General features: G+C 43.3%; 22 protein-coding genes. 7 read left to right on the top strand and 15 right to left on the bottom strand.

Annotated features, from left to right (window positions below; all coding sequences use genetic code 11):
* Positions 1–11: 11 nt before the first annotated feature.
* Positions 12–350, bottom strand: a complete 339-nt coding sequence (gene yodB, locus FB592_RS18385; RefSeq protein ID WP_004399427.1) for a transcriptional regulator YodB — start codon at positions 348–350, stop codon at positions 12–14.
* Between the two features lie 129 nt (positions 351–479).
* On the opposite strand from yodB, the gene FB592_RS18380 reads away from it, so the two are divergent.
* The gene (locus tag FB592_RS18380) at positions 480–1,088 is read left to right on the top strand and encodes a nitroreductase family protein (RefSeq protein ID WP_021481484.1); all 609 of its coding nucleotides are present in this window, start codon (positions 480–482) and stop codon (positions 1,086–1,088) included.
* 42 nt (positions 1,089–1,130) lie between these two features.
* Here FB592_RS18380 and FB592_RS18375 read toward each other — a convergent pair whose 3' ends face one another.
* Both FB592_RS18375 and FB592_RS18370 read right to left on the bottom strand, forming a co-directional pair.
* Positions 1,131–1,733: an alpha/beta hydrolase gene (locus FB592_RS18375; RefSeq protein WP_003231194.1), complete on the bottom strand. Its 603-nt coding sequence runs from the start codon at positions 1,731–1,733 to the stop codon at positions 1,131–1,133.
* 15 nt (positions 1,734–1,748) lie between these two features.
* Positions 1,749–2,660, bottom strand: a complete 912-nt coding sequence (locus tag FB592_RS18370; protein ID WP_049141178.1) for a ring-cleaving dioxygenase — start codon at positions 2,658–2,660, stop codon at positions 1,749–1,751.
* Positions 2,661–2,843: 183 nt separating this feature from the next.
* Between FB592_RS18370 and FB592_RS18365 the strand changes: the two genes are divergently transcribed.
* Together FB592_RS18365 and FB592_RS18360 are read left to right on the top strand one after the other, a co-directional pair.
* Positions 2,844–3,044, top strand: coding sequence for a DUF3311 domain-containing protein (locus FB592_RS18365; RefSeq protein ID WP_003231189.1), 201 nt, complete (start codon positions 2,844–2,846; stop codon positions 3,042–3,044).
* A complete protein-coding gene (locus FB592_RS18360) occupies positions 3,044–4,534 on the top strand; it encodes a sodium:solute symporter family protein (protein ID WP_103804322.1) in 1,491 nt (496 codons plus the stop codon). Before FB592_RS18365 ends, FB592_RS18360 begins: the two co-directional genes overlap by 1 nt.
* A gap of 33 nt (positions 4,535–4,567) precedes the next feature.
* Here the strand turns inward: FB592_RS18360 and ctpA are convergent, their stop codons facing one another.
* Positions 4,568–5,968 (bottom strand): carboxy-terminal processing protease CtpA, encoded by a 1,401-nt coding sequence (gene ctpA / locus FB592_RS18355; RefSeq protein WP_103804325.1) that lies wholly within the window; start codon positions 5,966–5,968, stop codon positions 4,568–4,570.
* Positions 5,969–6,120: 152 nt separating this feature from the next.
* On the opposite strand from ctpA, the gene FB592_RS18350 reads away from it, so the two are divergent.
* Both FB592_RS18350 and FB592_RS18345 read left to right on the top strand, forming a co-directional pair.
* Positions 6,121–6,822: a class I SAM-dependent methyltransferase gene (locus tag FB592_RS18350; RefSeq protein ID WP_015714112.1), complete on the top strand. Its 702-nt coding sequence runs from the start codon at positions 6,121–6,123 to the stop codon at positions 6,820–6,822.
* 87 nt (positions 6,823–6,909) lie between these two features.
* Entirely contained in the window at positions 6,910–7,161 is a 252-nt protein-coding gene (locus tag FB592_RS18345) for a hypothetical protein (RefSeq protein WP_014477099.1), read from the top strand.
* A gap of 70 nt (positions 7,162–7,231) precedes the next feature.
* Here FB592_RS18345 and ldcB read toward each other — a convergent pair whose 3' ends face one another.
* Positions 7,232–8,053, bottom strand: a complete 822-nt coding sequence (gene ldcB, locus FB592_RS18340) for an LD-carboxypeptidase LdcB (RefSeq protein WP_141949943.1) — start codon at positions 8,051–8,053, stop codon at positions 7,232–7,234.
* 82 nt (positions 8,054–8,135) lie between these two features.
* Positions 8,136–8,837 carry a purine-nucleoside phosphorylase gene (gene deoD, locus FB592_RS18335; RefSeq protein ID WP_003241589.1) on the bottom strand — a complete coding sequence of 234 codons (702 nt, stop codon included), beginning with the start codon at positions 8,835–8,837 and terminating at the stop codon, positions 8,136–8,138.
* A 201-nt stretch (positions 8,838–9,038) separates the two neighbouring features.
* Here deoD and FB592_RS18330 point away from each other — a divergent pair, with 201 nt between their 5' ends.
* Positions 9,039–9,164, top strand: a complete 126-nt coding sequence (locus FB592_RS18330) for a hypothetical protein (protein ID WP_003231174.1) — start codon at positions 9,039–9,041, stop codon at positions 9,162–9,164.
* A 39-nt stretch (positions 9,165–9,203) separates the two neighbouring features.
* On the opposite strand, the gene yodL is transcribed toward FB592_RS18330, so the two are convergent.
* The 3 genes from yodL to FB592_RS18315 all read right to left on the bottom strand — a co-directional run bounded on the left by yodL (position 9,204) and on the right by FB592_RS18315 (position 10,443).
* On the bottom strand, positions 9,204–9,518 hold the full coding sequence (gene yodL, locus FB592_RS18325; RefSeq protein WP_004399431.1) for a shape determination protein YodL: 315 nt from the start codon (positions 9,516–9,518) through the stop codon (positions 9,204–9,206).
* 60 nt (positions 9,519–9,578) lie between these two features.
* The gene (gene pgpB / locus FB592_RS18320) at positions 9,579–10,190 is read right to left on the bottom strand and encodes a phosphatidylglycerophosphatase PgpB (protein ID WP_141949940.1); all 612 of its coding nucleotides are present in this window, start codon (positions 10,188–10,190) and stop codon (positions 9,579–9,581) included.
* Positions 10,191–10,266: 76 nt separating this feature from the next.
* Complete coding sequence (locus tag FB592_RS18315; protein ID WP_003231166.1) at positions 10,267–10,443, bottom strand: YozD family protein; 177 nt, start codon at positions 10,441–10,443, stop codon at positions 10,267–10,269.
* Between the two features lie 118 nt (positions 10,444–10,561).
* On the opposite strand from FB592_RS18315, the gene FB592_RS18310 reads away from it, so the two are divergent.
* Positions 10,562–10,705 (top strand): hypothetical protein, encoded by a 144-nt coding sequence (locus FB592_RS18310; RefSeq protein WP_003231164.1) that lies wholly within the window; start codon positions 10,562–10,564, stop codon positions 10,703–10,705.
* Here FB592_RS18310 and FB592_RS18305 read toward each other — a convergent pair.
* The 6 genes from FB592_RS18305 to FB592_RS18275 all read right to left on the bottom strand — a co-directional run bounded on the left by FB592_RS18305 (position 10,702) and on the right by FB592_RS18275 (position 15,675).
* The gene (locus FB592_RS18305; RefSeq protein ID WP_014480050.1) at positions 10,702–11,382 is read right to left on the bottom strand and encodes a hypothetical protein; all 681 of its coding nucleotides are present in this window, start codon (positions 11,380–11,382) and stop codon (positions 10,702–10,704) included. The genes FB592_RS18310 and FB592_RS18305 overlap by 4 nt on opposite strands.
* 147 nt (positions 11,383–11,529) lie before the next feature.
* Positions 11,530–11,754: a YozE family protein gene (locus tag FB592_RS18295; RefSeq protein WP_003231160.1), complete on the bottom strand. Its 225-nt coding sequence runs from the start codon at positions 11,752–11,754 to the stop codon at positions 11,530–11,532.
* Positions 11,755–11,840: 86 nt separating this feature from the next.
* Complete coding sequence (locus FB592_RS18290) at positions 11,841–12,119, bottom strand: YokU family protein (RefSeq protein WP_004399539.1); 279 nt, start codon at positions 12,117–12,119, stop codon at positions 11,841–11,843.
* The gene (gene kamA / locus FB592_RS18285) at positions 12,116–13,531 is read right to left on the bottom strand and encodes a lysine 2,3-aminomutase (RefSeq protein WP_004399420.1); all 1,416 of its coding nucleotides are present in this window, start codon (positions 13,529–13,531) and stop codon (positions 12,116–12,118) included. Before kamA ends, FB592_RS18290 begins: the two co-directional genes overlap by 4 nt.
* A gap of 28 nt (positions 13,532–13,559) precedes the next feature.
* Positions 13,560–14,387 (bottom strand): putative beta-lysine N-acetyltransferase, encoded by an 828-nt coding sequence (gene ablB, locus FB592_RS18280; RefSeq protein ID WP_021481488.1) that lies wholly within the window; start codon positions 14,385–14,387, stop codon positions 13,560–13,562.
* A complete protein-coding gene (locus FB592_RS18275) occupies positions 14,365–15,675 on the bottom strand; it encodes a peptidase (protein ID WP_141949937.1) in 1,311 nt (436 codons plus the stop codon). Before FB592_RS18275 ends, ablB begins: the two co-directional genes overlap by 23 nt.
* Between the last annotated feature and the right edge of the window lie 7 nt (positions 15,676–15,682).

Here is a 15,682-nt window from a genome sequence, read left to right as displayed (position 1 = left end):
CGCCGCTTTCCTTATTTCTCTTCTTCACACACTGTGTCACCAGGCTCGCAAAATTGATCGGCCCATGCCTGCATCTCTTGAAATACAGCTTGAAGCGCTGTTCCTTTTTCAGTCAGCGTGTAGATGACTTTGACCGGCGTTTCAGGGAGAACCTGCCGTTCGACAATCTCGTTTTGTTCAAGCTCCTTCAAGCGCTCTGCCAACATTTTTTGGCTGATCATAGGTATTGTTTCCGTTATCTCTTTAAACCGTTTCGGCCCATCCATTAGCACATGGATGATCAGACCGTTCCATCGTTTTCCCAGCAATGAGAATGCGGATTCCATTTTAGGGCACATCGTATTTCCCACAAGCCTTCATCCCTTCATCTATTGATTGACATGTATTCAATGATCCATTACAATAATCTTTCAAGTTACATTTAGTAAGCTTCTAACTTTTCTATTATCATACCACGTTTATCCGAAGGAGGAAACACTATGACGAATACTCTGGATGTTTTAAAAGCACGTGCATCTGTAAAGGAATATGATACAAATGCCCCGATCTCTAAGGAGGAGCTGACTGAGCTATTAGACCTTGCCGCTAAAGCGCCTTCCGCTTGGAACCTTCAGCATTGGCATTTTACAGTATTCCACAGCGATGAATCAAAAGCTGAGCTTCTTCCTGTAGCGTATAATCAAAAACAAATCGTTGAGTCTTCTGCTGTTGTTGCCATTTTAGGCGATTTAAAGGCAAATGAAAACGGTGAAGAAGTTTATGCTGAATTAGCAAGCCAAGGCTATATTACGGATGAAATCAAACAAACATTACTCGGCCAAATCAACGGTGCTTACCAAAGCGAGCAATTCGCACGTGATTCCGCTTTCTTAAATGCTTCTTTAGCTGCTATGCAGCTTATGATTGCCGCAAAAGCAAAAGGTTATGACACTTGCGCAATTGGCGGATTTAACAAAGAGCAGTTCCAAAAGCAATTTGATATCAGTAAGCGCTATGTTCCGGTTATGCTTATTTCAATCGGCAAAGCAGTGAAGCCTGCGCATCAAAGCAACCGTCTGCCGCTTTCAAAAGTATCAACTTGGCTGTAAGGATATGAAAAACCTTAGTCCGAAATCCGGACTAAGGTTTTTTTATACAATCGCCTCTTTGTACCATTCACGAGCCTGTTCAGCTTCATGCTGAGTCAGCTGATGGCCCCCGTCCTGCCAGTAAACGGAGGCTGATGCCCCGCTGTCACGTAAATAGCGGTAAAGCTCTTCTGATTCTTCCTTCGTGCAAAGAGGATCGTATTTCCCGGCACCGATAAAAACAGGGAGCCCCGCCATATCAGGCAGCTCGATACCCCGAATCGGAACCATTGGATGATGCAGAATAGCCCCTTTTAACACATCTTTATAATGAAAAAGCAGGCTTGCCGCAATGTTTGCGCCGTTTGAATAACCGACTGCAATCACTCGGCCGCGATTAAACTGGTGCGTTTCTGCAGCCTCGTCGATAAAATCTTTCAATTCTCTTGTCCGCACCACAAGATCCTTTTCATCAAAAACTCCTTCACTCAGACGTTTGAAAAATCGCGGCATTCCATTTTCAAGCACCGATCCTCTGACACCAAGCAAATGGGCATCAGGGTCTATAAACCGCCCCAATGAAAGCAGATCGTGTTCATTACCGCCCGTGCCATGCAACAGCAAAAGTACGTTGTCAGATGTTCCTTTTTCATAAATATGCTTCATTATAAATTCCCCCTTTTAAAGTTCAGGTAAAACGTCTGTAATTTGTTGTCTATGTTTCTCCAGCCATTCAGGCAGTTTTAAGGAAGTTCCTAGATCAGCAAACGTTTCATCTGTCATAAAGCCCGGTTCATCTGTGGCAATTTCAAATAAGATACCGCCTTTCTCCCTGAAATAAACTGATGTAAAGTATTCCCTGTCGAGAATTTCTGACGAAGGCAGATGGTTTTCAGCAATAATCGGCAGCCATTTCGCCTGTTCCTTTTTCTTAGTCCGAAACGCTACATGGTGTACCGTACCATATCCTCCGACTCCTCTTTTTTCAGGGTGTAAATGGACATCAATGACACCGCCGACGGCCGCTGAGGTTGCCAGTCTGACAATCTGGTCTTCTTCAGCCACTTTGGTGTATCCAAAGCTTTCCGTTAACAATTGTATGGTCGCCTGCGGGTCGTAGGAATATAGCAGCACACCTTTCATTCCCGTAATTGCTTCATTTGTTGTGATCCCGTCAGGCGTCCACTCGCTTTTGCCGCTTTTCGCATCCTCCATGATCGCCAGCGGAAGGTCTTCTGTATCATCAAAAATAAGACCTTTTTCACCAAACAACGTTTTTTCCTCTAGGCTCAGCCCGCTTTTCTCAAGACGCCCCTTCCAAAAAGACAGGGAGCCTGAGGGAACTGAAAAGTACACCCGGCCCGCTTGGCCTTTTCCTACCGTTCCCTGTCCGCTTCCTTGGAACGGAAAAAAGGTCATTATTGTACCGGGATCTCCGTTTTGATTCCCAAAGTAAAAATGATACGTCCCGGGATCATCAAAGTTTACTGTTTTTTTAACAAGTCTGAGCCCAAGCACTTCTGTATAAAATCGCAAGTTTTCTTGCGGATCTCTGGCGAATGCTGTGACATGGTGCAATCCTTCTGTTTTCATTTTCTCACTCCTATTTATCTCGATTTCAAGATATTTATTATTTTAAACCTTTATTGAAAAGGATGCAAACCATGTGTTTTGTTTAAATAATTGAAAAAATCATTTTTTTCTAATAATTATCTTGTGATCTTTTCTAACAACTGCTATTATAGTGAGCATTATCATGTTTCAGGAGGAAAGTAAATGGTTAAAAAAGCACTTATTGTTATTCTCATTCTTTTGCCATTCGTTCAGCTCGCGCTTTTGCCGCTTGTGAATCGAATAGAACCGATTATGTTCGGCCTGCCGTTTTTCCACTTTTGGCTGCTGCTGTGGATTATTGTTACGCCGTTATGCTCGTTTGGCATTTATCAGATGCAAAAAAAAGATGGAGGACTTGAATAATGCAAGGGAATCTGACTGCACTTCTCATTACTTCTATTATTGTTTTAACCGTTGTCTGTATCGGCTTTCTCGCCGGAAGAGACAAATCCTCGCGCACTTCTGTGGAAGAATGGTCTGTCGGCGGCAGACGCTTCGGCGGTCTTCTCGTCTGGTTTTTAGTAGGCGCTGACCTTTATACGGCCTATACTTTCTTAGGGTTGACCAGTACTGCTTTTACAGGCGGAAGTGTTGCATTTTTCGCCATTCCTTATTCTGTGTTGGCCTACTTTATCGCCTACTTCTTCTTGCCAAAACTTTGGAAAGTTGCGAAAATTCATAAATTAACAACACTCGCGGATTATGCCCGGGAACGTTTTAACAGTAAGCTTTTGGCAAGCCTCGTTGCCATCGTTGGGGTACTCATGCTTATTCCGTACATATGCCTTCAGCTTAGCGGCATTCAAGACACGCTTCAGGTTGCCGGCACTGGCTATATTAACGTAAAATTCGTTGTGATCATTTCATTTATTCTGGTTGCTCTTTACACATTCTTCAGCGGGATTAAAGGGCCCACATATACAGCCATCATTAAGGACATTTTAGTATGGGTCATTATGCTGTTTATGGTGGTGTCCCTCCCTCTCATTCATTTTAACGGCTGGACGCCAATGATTGACACGTTAGTGAAGGAAGCGCCGCAAATGCTGACGATACCGTCAGAAGGACCAAAAGGCATTCCTTGGTTTATCACAGCATCTATTGTTTCCGCTCTGGCACTTTTTATGTGGGCACATGCCGCTACAGGAGTTTTCACGGCGAAAAGCGCTGATGCAGTAAGAAAAAACAGCATGTTTTTGCCGCTTTATAATATCGTGTTAATTTTGGTCATTTTTCTTGGCTTTATCGCCTTTCTTATCCTGCCGGAAGATACAAATCCAAGACTCGCGCTGCTGCATTTGATTCAAACATCTTACGGCGGCGTGGCACAAGGCTTTGCATATGCCACTATCGCTCTTGCTTCATTAATACCTTGTTCCATTATGGCAATCGGCGCATCGAATTTATTCGCCAACAACCTATACCGGGATTTGATTCATCCGAATGTGTCGCAAAGCAAGCTGACCCTCGTCACACGTTCAATGGTGTTTGTTGTCATCGGTCTCGCGCTGCTGTTTGGAATGCTGTTCCCGACTGCCTTAGTGACACTCCAGCTATTAGGTGTATCCGGCATGGTGCAAATCTTCCCGGCGATTGCTGTCAGTCTATTCTGGAAGCGTCAAACGAAAGAAGCGACAGTTATCGGATTATTAGTCGGCCTTGCGGTTACGTTTATTGTGTATACCACTCAATCCGCACATGGCATTTATGAAGGATTCTGGGGATTGGCCGCCAACATGATCGCTGTGGTGATCCTGAATCCGCTGTTCGTTAAAAACGCGGGATCCAATCCTGTCATTGAAGGTTTATTTGGCAAAAAACAAGACGCTAATCCAAATCAAAAGGGTGCATAAAAAAACCATACGCGGCAGCCGCGTATGGTTTTTTTACATTTCTTTTTTCAGTGTTTCAATTGCCTTTTCCATTTGCGTATCATTATCAGACAGCTTCTTCTGAAGTTCTATCATTAATTTCGTTGTTGTATCGCCAGTCAGTATGCCTGTCTCTTTCAGCTTCTCTTTTTTCTGGAACTGTTTGACGACAGATACAAAGTCCTGGTCATACGTACTGTTAACGTTTACCTTGTAACCAAGTGCTTTGAGCATTTTCTGAGCCACTTTGACGTTTGTGCCTGTATCACCTGATTTGTACGTTTTATCTGCGTCCAAATACGGCAGCTTCGCGTAATCAGGCAGCTCAGCTTTCACTTGAGGCTTGATGCCTTTTTTGTGAATCCATTCGCCGTCAGCAGTCAGCCATTTGGCAACTGTCAGTTTGACAGTAGAGCCATCATCATATTCTTTTGCCGTTTGCACTGTACCTTTTCCGAATGTCGTCTCGCCGATTAACGGTACGTTTGACGATTCATGAAGGGCAGCGGCCATAATTTCGGCTGCGCTTGCTGTACCGTCATTTACTAAAACGACGGTCGGCTTGGTCACTTTCCGTTCTTTTTCGGCCTTCATGACTTCTTTTGAACCGTTTTTGTATTCAACCTGCATGATGTTTTTCCCTTTATCAATGAACAGGTTGCTCATCGTAATCGCCTGTTCCATTAAGCCGCCCGGGTTGCCTCTCAAGTCTAAAATATAGCCTTTGGCGCCTTTTTTCTCTAAACCGTCAATCGCATCTGTCAGCTCTTTAGCTGTTGTTTCAGAGAAAGAAGTGATTTGAATTTCTCCGATGTTGTTGTCTTTCATCTCTGAATAGACAGTCTCTACAGGAATAGTATCGCGCTTAATGGAAAGATCGATATTCCCCACTCCCGCTCTGTTCAGTTCAAGCTTCACCTTTGTGCCCTTTTTGCCTCGGATTAAAGCGACGGCTTCATTTACATTCATGCCTTTTACGCTTTTTCCATTCACCTTAATGATTTGGTCTCTCGGTTTGATACCGGCTTTTTCAGCAGGTGAACCTTTAATTGGGGATACAATAAGGATTTCTCCGTCTTTCTCCTCTACTTGGGCTCCGATTCCTTCAAAAGATGCTGAAATCGTCTCGTCGAATGATTTCGCTTGCTCTTGATCCATATATGTAGAGTACGGATCATCCAGTGATTGAATCATTCCTTTAATTGCTCCGTCTACTAATTTGTCATCATCTGTTTTTTGGTAATAATCACTTTTGATTTGCTCATACGCTTTATTTAATTTGTCGAACTTACTGTCTCCTGTGCTTGCTGATTTTTGGCCCAGGATACTGGAATTGCCCGTAATAAATAAAGTAAGCGCCGAAGCGACAACTGCAGTGATCAGCACAATAAAAAACAGTTTTAATTGCCGTTTCAATTAAACACCACCTTTTTCTTCTTACATTATTATCATGGACGAATTCTTATTCGTCAACTCGGAGCAGAAATGAAAGAGAAACGCCCTTCTTTTGCTTTTCATAAACCTATGTCTTTATACGACATATGATAAGGAAAAAGGAGGATTCGATATTGAGCCGATATTTAGAAATGCTGTCCTTATTCGGTGTCGCAGGGGCGCACCCAGGCGGGCTGGCTTTTTCAAAAGCGGTCTTGCAAAAGGCTGCGCCCTCCCCGGATCAGCCGATTCTTGATGCCGGATGCGGAACAGGGCAAACGGCGGCTTATTTAGGACATTTGCTGTATCCTGTAACAGTCGTTGATAAAGATCCTATTATGCTTGAGAAAGCGAAAAAAAGATTTGCGAATGAAGGGCTTGCCATCCCTGCATATCAGGCGGAGCTGGAACATCTCCCGTTTTCTTCTGAGTCCTTTTCCTGCGTCCTGTCAGAATCGGTCCTCAGTTTTTCACGCCTGACATCCTCTCTTCAAGAAATTTCAAGAGTTTTAAAACCCGGCGGGATGCTGATTGGTATCGAAGCTGCTTTAAAAAAACCGATGCCCCCTGCAGAAAAGAAGCAAATGATGGATTTTTACGGATTTACTTGCTTACATGAAGAAAGCGAATGGCATAAACTCCTAAGATCCTATGGCTTTCAAAAAACAGAAGCGATGACACTTCTTCCGGAAGACATGGAATTTGAACCAACCACAGAAATGGATTTATCGCAAACGATTGATCCCATCTATTACGATACGCTTCAAACACATTATCAGCTCATGCAGTTATATAGTGAGTACATGGGTCATTGTATTTTTATCGCGTACAAGTAAAACGGCGTATCGCCCCCTGTTTTCGTCCAACCTTTTTTTCCTATCTATCATATGCTGATAGAAAGTCAGGATAGGAGGGGAACAATATTGGAGAGATATTATCATCTTTGCAAAAACCATCAAGGTAAAGTCGTCAGAATTACAGAGAGAGGCGGGAGAGTTCACGTCGGCAGAATTACCCGTGTAACAAGAGACAGAGTTTTTATAGCTCCGACCGGCGGAGGGCCAAGAGGTTTCGGTTACGGATATTGGGGCGGTTATTGGGGATACGGAGCAGCTTACGGTATTTCCCTCGGTTTAATTACAGGGGTCGCTCTTGCTGGTTTATTCTTCTGGTAAGCATAGAACAAATGCTAGATTCACCAGACACAATGAAGCCCGCTTATCTAGTGTAAGCGGGCTTTTCATTTTAAATTTTCTTCACTTTTTCAAAGTACTCTTCAAGCGTTAAATCATTATCTTGGATGACCTTTGCGGCTTTTTTGCCTACATAGCGCAGATGCCATGGCTCATATTCATATTTCGTGATATCTTCTTTATTTTTCGGATAGCGAATGATAAAGCCATATTTATAAGCATTGTCCTGCACCCATTTCCCGTCTGCCGTGCTTCCGAACGCTTCATTTAGCTCTAAGCCATTGCTCCGGCTCGAAATGTCCATCGCAAGGCCTGTTTGATGCTCGCTTTCACCCGGGTAAGCGACCGCTTCCTTTGCCTTCTTTTCCCCTTTTAGGCTTACTTCATTGTCAAAAATGACTTTCTGTCTGTCATACGAACGGTACCCTGAGACAGCTGCCAGTTCATAGCCTTCCTTTTTGGCAGCATCGAACATTGTTTTTAATGCGTCGGCCGCTTCTTTTCTGATGTAACGTTTTTGAATCTTTTCTTCAAAAGAAAACTCTACATCAGGTATGACAAGATCGCTAGGTTCATAGTTTCCGGGCAGTGCATATTGTTTATTGACAAGCGCGAGTATATTTTCTGGATTTTGAATGGTTTCCAGACCATCGACTTTTTTAATATCATTGAAATACTGGCTTTCCAATGAAAACTCACTGTTTTGAGTGTTTGATTTTTTGCTGTCAGCTGTTTTTTGTTCTGTTTGCTTTGTTTCTGCTGTGGTTTTCGTATCCTTTTGAGCATCACCGTTCGACATGCTGCAGCCGGCTCCGACTATTGCCGTTACACTCAGAGCGGCAGCCAGTGAGAACCATTTACCGGACTTTTTCATATTACATTACCTTCCTTTTATCAATCGTTTCCGCATTCATAAAGAAGAGGCTGCCGGCACCCAGCACGCCTCTTGATATATTTTATTGTGATACGGAATGTAAAGCCACTTCTATCATATCATGAAATGTCGTTTGACGCTCTTCCGCTGTCGTTTCTTCTCCTGTTAATACGTGATCACTCACGGTGAGAATTGACAGGGCTTTTCTTCCGTGCTTCGCTGCTAATGTATACAATGCAGTTGTTTCCATTTCAACGCCAAGCACACCGTATTTTGCAAGTTTTTCAATTTGCGAATCGTCGTTGTAGAACTGGTCAGCTGTAAATACGCTTCCTACAGTCACCGGCACACCTTTATCCTTTGCGGCATCATAGGCATTTTTTAAAAGCTCAAAATCTGCGCAAGGCGCAAAATCAATGCTTCCAAAAGCGACTCTGTTCATTTGTGAATCAGTTGAGGAGGTCATCGCCAAAATGACGTCTCGCACTTTGACATCTTTACGAATAGCGCCGCAGGAACCGACTCTTATTAGATTTTGCACATCGTAGCTTTGAATTAATTCATTCACATAAATTGAAATAGACGGAACACCCATTCCCGTGCCTTGTACTGAGATTTTTTTACCTTTATATGTACCCGTAAATCCATACATGCCTCTGACTTCATTGTAGCATTCTACATTTTCAAGATACGTTTCTGCAATAAATTTTGCTCTGAGAGGATCTCCCGGCAAAAGCACTGTATCCGCAATTTGTCCTTTTTCAGCACCTATATGTACACTCATCTCATATCCTCCTGTAAATCTAAATTATCATCCAGCCCGTCCATTTTACAACGAATGTCATGATGAAACAAACTTCAGCATTGATTATAAAGGAATATGTCGAAAAAAGAAATGTTCGAGGATCTGTTAGGCACTTCCTCAGAAAAACGGATAATCGGGGTGTTAATTTGAAAACCTAACCGCAGGAAGGAGGGGTGGGACATGGGTAAAAAACATCGCAACCGGATCACCGGCCAAAAAAAGAACAATCATATACCTGAAAAAGATATCATTGCAGCTGAAGAAGCACACGGGAAAGAATATTCTGCTGCCAAACGCAAGCCTTAAAACTGCAGAAAACTGCGGGTTTCCGCAGTTTTCTTTTCATTATGTCGTTTGTACAATCAGACGATTGATTTTCCTCCAGCCGGCGGGAAGCAGTTGATAATATGTTTTCCCTTTTCTGCCTTCATCAATCAAGATCACGTCCCCTGTGGCCATAAATCTTGCATCATAATCACTCGGAACAGTGTCGAATACATTAAACAAAGAGAATGCTCTTTTCAGCACGTCTTGATGATCGCTCCCGTTCAGTTCAGTTCGATAGACGGCTCTGTAGCCCTTTTTTTCGCCAAACCGGGGTGTCTGAAATATTGTCACGTCATAGGAACAAGACTTCTTTTTAAACACGGATAACATCATCAAGATCCCCTCCCTTTTATTTCTTTAACATATTGGCGTTTTTGCTGTGTTTTCCTCTCTCTATTTTTGTCGAAACCGCTTAATCTTTTCGTCAAAACCTTTTACTAGGAAAAACAGAAGCAAGCCGAGGCTAAAGCCTCCTAACACATCTGTCACAAAATGAACCCCCAGATACACTCTGCTTATGCCGACTAAAACAGCAATTACACCGGCTATGATATATACCATTTTTTTATGCTTGGACAAAAACGGGAGGTGTTTCACTAAAAAGTAAGCAATAACAGGATAGACACAAGCAGCATTCATGGAATGGCCGCTCGGAAAACTGAAGGATGATTCATGAACCAGCGGTGCAAAATCAGGCCTCACTCTTTCGATCCATTCTTTTAAGACTTTGTTTAACAGCCGATCTGTGCCGAATACTAAGAACATCAACAGGCCGTCCCATGTTTTTCTGTAGAAAAACATGCCTGCTCCAATGATGACAATTAGAGGGAGCAGAAAAGAAGAAGCACCAAGATGCGTGATCTCCGTCATGACTTCATTAAGCCATGGCTGACGGATCAAAACAGCTGCCTTGCTTATTGCTTCATCTGCAGATTGAACAGCATTTGTATGAATGGCCGCAGCTAGAATGAGAAAGAAAAGAAACAAACTAACGGGCTTGTACAATTTAACCACCTCAATTTTCACAGAAGTCATAGAACATGAATAATAAAACCGGAGCTGACAACTCCGGTTTTAAGCCTCATTCATCTTCATCCAGCTCTTCATCTATCATACATTTTTCTATCAAATAATCAAAGGTGATATCAGCGATTTCAAACAGCTCATCCTCACTCGGTATGTAGCCCCGTCTTGCAAGCTCTCTGTAAAAAAATTCAGCGATTTCTTCCGTATCAATCACAAGATCTATTTCTTTCATCTCCGTACCGCCTCCTTTTTTATGTTTTATGAAAAAACAGGCTGAATTATACCCGGTGTTCTAAACAATTCTTTCAGTCATATATTGAATAAAAAACGAGCCATGGGAGGCTGACGCTATGATTGCTAAAATGATGGAAGCACTGGACGGAGAAAGATTTGATATCATAATGGAAAAAACGCTCAAAGGAATGACGCGTGTGATGATTTGGGGCTGTCTGCCATATTTTTTATATGTCTTGATCCGTATGTTCACAAACTAACTGAAATGCTCTTTTAAACTTTCCAAAACAAACATCATCATGTCTTTATATTCTTCATCATGAAACATTTCGTACAGAATTTTGTAGTCATTATAAATATCCAGAAGCTCATCAACAATTGACACAGCAAGGATGTGAAGGGTATCTTGATCTTCATCATCGCCTTCAAACTGAAGAAGAGCAGACGATGCGATATCTTCGCCGATCTCATGGCCAGTTTCTCCGACATAATGGACAAACAACAGCTGATGCACAAACTGGTCCATTTCATATTTTCTAAGCACCAGCGTGAGATCCTCTTCCTCCGTTTCAAGCCACTCTCCATCCTTTAAACGGGTCAGCTCATAAATGATATCTTCCCAGCCATCTTCTAAATATCTCCAAATTTCTGTTCTATGGCCGATAATGCGAAAGAGTTCTTTTCCATAATCTTTTACATAAACAACGTCCCCAATAAGGAATTCATACTCAATATCAAGCTTCTCCATGTCGACAATGACACCCTCATAATCTTTATAAAGCTGAATAGATGATTCAAAGTATAAAACTTCGTTATGATTGACTTCATAAAGATAGTGTTTATCAATTTGGTGTACTTTTGTGATGGTGCCGACTGTTCCATACATAATGACGACTACGATATCCCCTACTTGGAATTTCGGTTTATTTTGCTTCATGGTGTCTCCCCCTCGCCGCAACATTTCTCATACGCTATCGTATGCCGGGTGAAGCCAATTCGCATGGGCATGAAAACCAAAGGAAATATCCAATTATGGTATGGGAGACATAAAAAAATCCGCAGTGATCTGCGGATGAAACAGCTATTATCTGCCGTGCACTTCAGACTCGTATTGATCCCAAGCTTCATCAAACGTCGCCATCGTGTGAAGGTAATCAGCATTCAGCTCCAAATATGAACTGATTTCATGATAATCGGTAGATGTTTTTGGAAAGCTGTGATCCTCATACGCCTGATTGGCAAATTCACTGATGCTGTCCTTCGGCTTAGGGTGTCTGTATTTCAATAAATAGTGATAAAAGGATTTCATGGGTTTCCCCTCCTGGTGTCTGTCTTTTGTTGTTCTATTATACAGTTGAAGTGTAAAATTACAACAAAAGAATACTGAAACATGACTCAGGAGAAGTCAAAATAGTTGCGTTTCAAAATTCTTTCTGTCTCCATGAGCTGCTGATATGTCAGGCTTTCAGGCAGTTTTTTTGTTTGAATTAAAAGCAGCTGATCCTCAATCTCCTTAACCGTGTTTTCCTCTTGATAGGTCATACCGCAGGAAGAACATACCATGGCAGGGGTGTCTGTCAGTTCTATAGCCCTCGTTCCATCAGGGAGCTCCCAGTACACCGTGTTCCTGCCGGGCACCGCTTCAAGCTCGCCGCACCATTCGCATGTTTTCATGAAGAATCCCCTCCGCATTCAGTCTCTTTCTGTTTTTTCTGCTGCGCCAAAAATTTCTTTTCTTTGAGCTGATCCCTTTTCTCACGCCGATCTTTTAATGTTTCATGCTCCGGATTTGCGATGTATGCCTCTCTCCTTTTGATTCTGTCTACATTTTCAGGTGTAAACGAAACTTCTTTGTCAGCAAAAATGGCACTCAGCCCGATCGGCTCCTTTTTGTCAGCGGTTTCAGGGAAAACGGACTCAAAATAGGCGTCTGCCTGATTGGGGATATAATTCTCTGGTTCCGGATATGACGTAATCACACCTTCAAAATTTCTTAAGATCACTTTGTCAGGACTTTGTGACAGGACATAGTTTGGCTGCAGGGCGATTTTACCTCCTCCGCCTGGTGCGTCAACGACAAAGGTAGGAACCGCATAGCCTGAGGTATGGCCTCTCAGCCCTTCAATGATCTCCAAACCTTTGGAAACAGGAGCTCTGAAATGCCCGATTCCCTCTGACAGATCACATTGGTAAATATAATAAGGACGGACTCTGATTTTTACCAAGTCATGCATGAGCTTTTTCATAATTGGAACCGAATCATTAATACCTGCTAATACGACAGCCTGATTTCCGACCGGCACTCCCGCGTTCACCAGCTTTTCACATGCCTCAACGGATTCTTCTGTCATTTCGATGCTTGTGTTAAAATGGGTATTCAGCCAGACCGGATGATATTTTTTCAATATCTCGCACAGATGATCGGTAATGCGCTGCGGAAAGACAACGGGCGCTCTTGTTCCGATTCTGATGACTTCCAGATGCGGAATGCTGCGCAGCTCTTTTAAAATATATTCTAAAATTTGGTCGTTGATGAGCAGCCCATCACCGCCTGAAATTAAACAATCGCGGATTTCGGGTGTTTCCCGGATATAAGCAATTGCAGCATCAAGCTGTTTTTTTGGGACGCCCATTCCGATTTGTCCGGAAAAGCGCCTTCTAGTGCAGTAGCGGCAGTACATGGAACATTGATTCGTGACAAGAAACAGCACACGGTCGGGATAGCGGTGTGTCAGACCGGGTACCGGTGAATCTTCATCCTCATGAAGCGGGTCTTCCAGATCGTATTTTGTTTTGTGCATTTCTTCAGAAAGCGGCACAGACTGCATGCGTACCGGGCATCTCGGATTGTCGGGGTCCATTAAAGAAGCATAGTAAGGTGTAATATTTAAGGGGATCGTTTTGGTAGAAATTCTGACGCCTTCCTCTTCATCCTCGGTCAGATTGATGACTTTCTTTAAATCATCTAACGTTCTTACAGTGTGTGTCAGCTGCCAAAGCCAATCGTTCCATTTCTCTTCCGGAACGTCCTTCCATAACTCGATCTCCTTCCAATGCCGTTTCGGTTTATACCATTTGTTTTTCAAACGAACTCCTCCTCGCGCATATTTTGACTTACAGTTGCTTGCACCAAATATTCATGTTTTCAAGGCCTTCGGCTATAAAGCAATTATTGATCAGCCTTCCGCCATACTGATAACCTGAATGGTACAACACAGCATTCATCCCAAAAGACGAAGCACGGGCGAGAGAAAACACATGAAAGATATCCTTTCCAGCCATTTCTTTTTCTAACGCCTCGATTAAAAAGCTTGTTAACGAATGGCCGCGATATTCCGGCAGCACAGCGCAATCGGTTATTTCTGCATGCCCAAGCTCTGGATTGATTTCTGCGCTTGCTGCGCTGATCAGGCGGTCATGATCAAGCATGATATAATACACCGTATTTGCATTCATCGTCTTTTCAATATAAGCGGGGTCAAATACTGGGGTTGGGTACGTGCGGAATACTTTTTTATACAGCATCGATAGCTGGTACATGTCGTTTGTTTCTGCTTTTCTCATCGTAAAAACGGGTGTACTGTCGTTGCGAAGACGGGGCGCTGTGCGATATATGGCTTCGATGATCTCCTGTTCCTCTGTATAAGAATCTGTTTGTCTTCGGCTTTCTGACAGATAACGTACCATGACACAAGCCGAATGGCCGAGATAATAGCCCTTTAGATAGCCCTCAGGCGCAAATAATTGTTTGACAAGCATTGGCTCATCATGCTGCTTCGCATAGACGATGATTTTTTCTGCATTCTCTTCTTTTGCCGCTGCCACGATATCCGGCAGAGCCTTCTCAATGGCTCCGTCATAACGGACCACTCTGATTCGTTTATTAAAACCGTCATGGTCCAAAACTGCTGTGACACCGCTACTCTTTATTGACTTGAGCATCCGCATCCTCCCCATCTGTATGAAGCCCGCACCAATCCATGACAAAAAGTGCAATAATTTTAGCAGATTCTATCATGGCTTCAACCTCAATGTATTCATTGGCCTGATGAGCCGTTTTTGTTTCCCCCGGCCCGAAAACGATTACTGGTGTATCTCCTGCATGGTACAAAAGCCCTCCATCCGTTCCCCACGGGGAAGCCTCAATAATCGGCTCTGTCTGTTTCATTTTTTGATAGGCTGATTGCAGCACAGAAATTAAAGGGTGATCATCAGGTAAATCATTCGGCAGCCATTGAGCGCCAAACCATTCGACTTGTACGGGATGGCGTTTAAACCATTCGTCATGGTATTCTAAATCCTTCAGCCAGTTTTCCAATTCAAGTTTTACAGCTTCTGGTTTCTCATGGGGAGCAATTCCGCATCTCCCTTCTATGACGACACGGTCTGCAACTGAAGATGGCCAGGCACCGCCTGAGATGGTGCCGATATTCACCGGTACCGGTATTGGGATATTGTCATACAGCGGATCTGAAATTCTCGCATTGCGGACTTTCTCCAGCTCTTGTAACGCTGTGATAACGTGCATGCTTTTTTCAATCGCGCTTACCCCTTCATAGCGTGTGCCCCCATGTGCGGATAATCCCTTCACAGTGATCCGAAACCACATCGAACCCTGCTGCTTAATAAATAGTTTCATATTCGTCGGTTCAGGAATCAGTGCCCCGTCAGCACGATAGCCTCTCATGATGGCGGACAGTGTACCGGCGCCGCCGCACTCTTCATCTACAACACTCTGAAACAATACATCTCCCTTCAGTTTGACATCGCAGGCGTGCAGGGCTTCTAAAGCAAAAAGAAGGGCTGTATTGCCTCCCTTCATATCCGTTGAACCGCGGCCGTATATTTTACCGTTTTCTTCGACAGCTTGATACGGTTCATACTTCCAATCCTTTACGCTTCCTTCAGGCACAACATCGATATGGCCGTTCAAAATCAGGGACCTGCCTCCGCCGGCTCCCTTTTTTTTAGCCACGATATTCGGGCTCTCATGAAAATCGGATCGGTTAGATTTAAAGTAGGGATGCTGTTTTAATTGCTTTATGCTTGGCTCCCATACATCAATGTCCATATGAAATTGCCGCAGCTTTTCAAGCACAACAGCTTGGGCGTTAAACTCTGACCCCAATGTGCTTTTTTCCCCAATCAGCCTTTTGAGAAGACGAATGGCTTTGGCCGAATGCTGATCAAGCCACCCGATTACTTTTCTTTCAATGTCTTGCATCCTCATTCCCCCT

The sequence above is a fragment of the Bacillus sp. SJZ110 genome, from assembly GCF_006715455.1.
In the GTDB taxonomy this organism is placed as follows: domain Bacteria; phylum Bacillota; class Bacilli; order Bacillales; family Bacillaceae; genus Bacillus; species Bacillus subtilis.
The sequence above is the reverse complement of the archived record's forward strand: the minus strand, read 5'-3'. Positions and strand labels throughout refer to the sequence as shown.